Source organism: Prosthecobacter sp. (genome assembly GCF_049294395.1).
GTDB lineage: Bacteria > Verrucomicrobiota > Verrucomicrobiia > Verrucomicrobiales > Verrucomicrobiaceae > Prosthecobacter.
This window is the reverse complement of sequence record NZ_JBAQCR010000106.1, coordinates 1-4,506: the sequence shown is the minus strand read 5'-3', so window position 1 is coordinate 4,506 and position 4,506 is coordinate 1. Positions and strand designations below refer to the sequence as shown.

The window sequence follows — 4,506 nt, the reverse complement described above, 5'->3', positions numbered from 1 at the left end:
CACGTCCGGACGGCTCAGGGAGATGCCGGTGGCCAGGGGCAAAGCACGTCCATGGATGAAGTGGATGCCGTGCGTGTTCATGAAATACGGGAAGCGGCTGGAGCAGCCGATGCCGGCCACGCAGACGATGTTTTCATGCGGGTATTGGAGCTTCTCCAGCACGCGGTAGAAGATGTTCAGCACGGCGAAGTCGCCGCAGCCGGGGCACCACGTGGGATGGTCGGCGGTGAGGGCTTTCTTGGTGAGCTTGTCCGTGGCAGGAGCTGCTGGAGTGACGAGGGCGGTGGACATGATGATTTGAAAAATGAAAAGGTTGGAAGTGCTGCGGGTCCGGACTAGGCGCTCATGATTTTTTCCACGCCGGTGACGATCTCGCGGATGCGGAAGGCGAGGCCGTCGGTTTTGCACACGGACTGGATGCGCGGGTCCGCGAGGCTGGCGCGCAGCAGGGTGGCCAGCTGGCCGTAGCCGTAGAGGCCGGAGTCGTTCATCTCCACGCAGACGACGTGCTTGAACTTCTTGAAGAGACCGTCCAGACCGTCCGGCATGGGGTGCAGGTGGCGCAGGTGCAGGGCGCCCACTTTGTGGCCTTCGCTGCGCATGCGGTCCACGCTTTCCTTGATGGGGCCGTAGGTGCTGCCCCAGCCGATGACGAGGACGTCGCCGGTCTGGTCGCCGTGGATGACGGGCAGCGGGAGTTCCTTGGAAAGCTGCACCAGCTTGTTGCGGCGCTTGTTGGTCATCAAGGTGTGCATCTTGGGGCTGCCGCTCGGGTGGCCCATTTCGTCGTGCTCAAGACCGGTGGAAACAGGGTACTTGCCGCCTGCCATCTTGGAGCCGGGAGGTGCGTGCTGTGTGATGGAATCGAGCGGATAAGGCTTGAAGCCCTCGGGGCGGGTGGAGATGTCGAGGGTGGGTTCCACCCAGTGCTTGTCGAGGTCAGGCTCTTCAAAGGCCTCGATGCGGCTGCTCAGGGCCTGATCGCTCAGGATGATGACGGGGCAGGAATATTTCTTGGCCAGCATGCCAGCCTCCAGGGCGATGTAGAAGCAGTCTTCCACGTCCTTTGGTGCCAGCACGATGCGCGGGCTGTCGCCATGGCTGCCGTAGATAGCCTGCATGAGGTCGGACTGCTCCACGCTGGTGGGCAGGCCGGTGGAAGGGCCGCCGCGCTGCACGTTCACCACGATGAGAGGGATTTCGGCCATGCTGGCGTAGCCCAAGGCTTCCATCTTCAAGCTGAGGCCCGGGCCGGAGCTGCCGGTGATGGCAAGGTGTCCGGCAAAGGCGGCACCGATGGTCATGGCCACAGCGGCGAGCTCGTCTTCGGCCTGCACGTAGAGGCCGCCATACTTCGGCAGTTCGACGCGCAGTGTTTCCATGATGGACGACCATGGGGTGATGGGATAGGCGGAACCGTAGCGCACGCCTGCGGCAATGAGGCCGAGCGTGAGCATCTGGTTGCCATCCGCGCTGATGCGGTGCGCGCCATGGGCTTCCCCGGGCACGAAGGCAAATTTTTCCACGTCGCCCACCTGGTAGGCAAAGCCGGCGTCAAAGGCCAGCAGCGCATTGCGCAGCACGCTTTCGTCCTTGCGGCCAAACTGGCGGCTGACGATGCCCACGAGCTTTTCTTTGTCGAGATTGAAGACGGCGCAGACCATGCCGAGCACGAACATGTTCTTGCCGCGGTCGCGCGTGGAGCCGCCCACGGCCTCCACGGTGGCGGAGGTGAAGGGCACGCCGATGTGGACGATGCCGCGCTCGTGCTTCACATCTTCCGGGCTCATGTCCGCGGTATCGTAGAAGCAGATGCCGCCATCACGCAGGGCGGCGATGTGGTTTTCGTAGCTGTGCTTGTAAAAGGCCACCAACACGTCGGCTTCGTCACCTTCATGGAGCACCTCGCCGGAGCCCAGATGGACCTGGAAGATGGAAGGACCGCCCGAGATCGTGGAAGGGATGGTCATGTAGGTCATCACTTCCTGAGCCGTGCGGCCGGCCAGACGCGCCAGAAAACCGCCGATGGACTGAATGCCGTCCTGGGAATTGCCCGCGAGGCGGATGACGGCGTTGCGCAGGGAGGTGGGAGATGACGACGAAGGAGCGGAAGCGGTGGACATGGTTGGGGTACGGGCATGCACGCCCGCAGATTGGTTGGCTGAGGAAACGCGATTCTAGAAGGGCTTTTGCAGCCGTCCATGCTGGAGAATGGCTTTTTTCTGCGGTGGCGGGCGCGTGGCAGACGGGGAAAAGGTGCATGCTGGAGGTGTGAGCCCTGGATCTGCGTTGTGGGGTTGGCGTGATCCATGCCTTGTGGCCTTCTCGTTCCTTATGAGAGGCTCACTGCTTGACTCCGCCACTCGACAAATCCTGTGGATTACGATAGAATCAAACCATGACAGCCGCCGTCGAACACATCAAAAAGGCCATCGACAGCCTCGCCCCGGACGAGGCGAGAGAGCTTTTTCAGGAGCTTCGGCGTGATTTTCAGCTCACTGAGGACGATCAGGCAGACGAAGAAGCCTTGATCGAGGCCGAGTGGGACGCTGAGCTTGATACCCGTCTGCAGGAGATTGAAAATGGCACCGTCCAGCTTCTCACTGCTGAGGAGTCTGAACGTCGTTCGGATGCCGTGTTTGCCAAATTGGGAATCGAGCGTCCTGTTTACAGGCCATGACGGAATGGAACATTCATCCGTCTGCCCAGCAGGAACATGATGAATTGCTGGAGTACTTCGGCGGCATTGATGAGGAGCTGGTGATTGCGTTTGAATGGCATTATCTCCAGCATCGCCATGCGATTTGTGAAAACCCGCTGCTCTACAACATCCGTCGCAAGACCGTTCGCAGAGCCAATTTGAATCCACGTTTTGGCGAATATTACATCGCCTACACAATCTGGCGGCAGAAGGTGGTGATCCTCGCCGTCGCACATGCCAAGCGTCGCCCTTATTACTGGCGTAGGCGGATTGGTGAAGCCAGGGAGCTTTTCTGATCCCCCATCAACACAGACTCACCCCCGGCAGCCTCCCCCGCCCTCTCCCCGGGGGCCTCAAGATCAAACACCTTGCTATCTCCCCCTATAGGTGCCAGTATGACACCCCTCAAATTCTGAGGGATACGTTTCGTTTCTGTTTTTATGAGTACCCACACCTTCCCTGAATTGGGAATTTCGCCCGAGCTTCTTGAAGCCGTTAAATCACTCGGCTTCGAGCAACCCTCCCCCATCCAGGCTGAAGCTATTCCTGTGGCGATCACCGGACGTGACGTCGTGGGCCAGAGCCAGACCGGCTCCGGCAAAACGATGGCCTTTGGCATTCCCGTGGTGCAAGGCGTCGATGGCACCAAGCGCGCTGTACAGGCTCTGATCCTCTGCCCCACCCGCGAGCTGGCCATGCAGGTCTGCGCGGAAATCCACAAGCTGGCCTCCTTCAAGGAAGGCGTGCGCGCCACGCCAGTGTACGGCGGCGCTTCGTATGACCGCCAGATCCGCGCCCTCCAGAGCGGCTCCCAGATCGTCGTCGGCACCCCCGGTCGTATTCTTGACTTCATGGAGCGCGGGCTGATCAAGTTCGACGCCCTCAAGATGCTCGTCTTTGATGAAGCCGATGAAATGCTGGACATGGGCTTCAGCGACGACATCGACCGCCTGATGGCCGCCGTGCCGAAAGAGCGCCAGACCATCTTCTTCTCCGCCACCTTTGAGCCGCGCATCCGCCGCCTGGTGGAGAATTACACGACCAACGCCGCGACGATCACCATCCAGCAGAAGGCGCTGACCGTGGCCACCGTGGAGCAGCGCTACTACGAAGTGCAGGGCCGCTCCAAGCTGGAAGTGCTCTGCCGCGTCATCGACATCGAGGCCCCGCGCCTCACGATCGTTTTCGCCAACACCAAGCGTGCCGTGGACGACGCCACCGACGCCCTCGTGGCCCGTGGCTACGCCGCCGACCGCCTGCATGGGGATATCAATCAGACGATGCGTGAGCGCGTGATGCGCAACTTCCGCAGCGGCAACGTGGAAGTCCTTGTGGCCACGGACGTGGCCGCCCGTGGTCTGGACGTGAACGACATCGATCTCATCGTCAATCTTGAGCTTCCGTATGACGCGGAAGACTACGTTCACCGCATCGGCCGCACGGGCCGTGCCGGACGCAGCGGCAAGGCTTTCAGCCTTGTGGCCGGACGTGAAATTTACCTGATGCAGCGCATCCAGCGCTTCATCAACATCCGCGTGGAGCGCGCCAAGGTGCCCTCCCAGGAAGAACTGGAAGCCACCCGCGTGGACAAGACCTTCGACAAGGTCAAGGCCGTGCTGGAAGGCGCCAACTACGCCAATCACGAGCACAGCATCCAGCGCCTGCTGGACATCGGCTTCTCCCCCACGGAGATCGCCAGCGCGCTCATGGACCTGCTCATGAAAGACCAGGTGCGCGAGACCGAGCAGATCGTGGAAGACCGCGCAGGCCGGAAGCCCGACTATCCGCAGCGTGACTTCAAGCCC

The 4,506-nt window shown here is 61.2% G+C and carries 4 protein-coding genes and 1 pseudogene; 3 read left to right on the top strand and 2 right to left on the bottom strand.

The genetic code is table 11. The features are described 5' to 3' along the window. Positions 1-291, bottom strand: a pseudogene (locus WAW39_RS06550) (pyruvate ferredoxin oxidoreductase); the annotation flags it as partial. A gap of 44 nt (positions 292-335) precedes the next feature. Next, positions 336-2,123, bottom strand: a complete 1,788-nt coding sequence (locus WAW39_RS06545; protein ID WP_422317000.1) for a 2-oxoacid:acceptor oxidoreductase subunit alpha — start codon at positions 2,121-2,123, stop codon at positions 336-338. Positions 2,124-2,398: 275 nt separating this feature from the next. Here WAW39_RS06545 and WAW39_RS06540 point away from each other — a divergent pair, with 275 nt between their 5' ends. The 3 genes from WAW39_RS06540 to WAW39_RS06530 all read left to right on the top strand — a co-directional run. Next, positions 2,399-2,680, top strand: coding sequence for an addiction module protein (locus WAW39_RS06540; RefSeq protein WP_422316998.1), 282 nt, complete (start codon positions 2,399-2,401; stop codon positions 2,678-2,680). Continuing rightward, positions 2,677-2,997: a hypothetical protein gene (locus tag WAW39_RS06535; protein WP_422316996.1), complete on the top strand. Its 321-nt coding sequence runs from the start codon at positions 2,677-2,679 to the stop codon at positions 2,995-2,997. Before WAW39_RS06540 ends, WAW39_RS06535 begins: the two co-directional genes overlap by 4 nt. Positions 2,998-3,141: 144 nt before the next feature. Continuing rightward, the coding region (locus tag WAW39_RS06530) for a DEAD/DEAH box helicase (RefSeq protein ID WP_422316994.1) at positions 3,142-4,506 on the top strand (1,365 nt) is incomplete at its 3' end.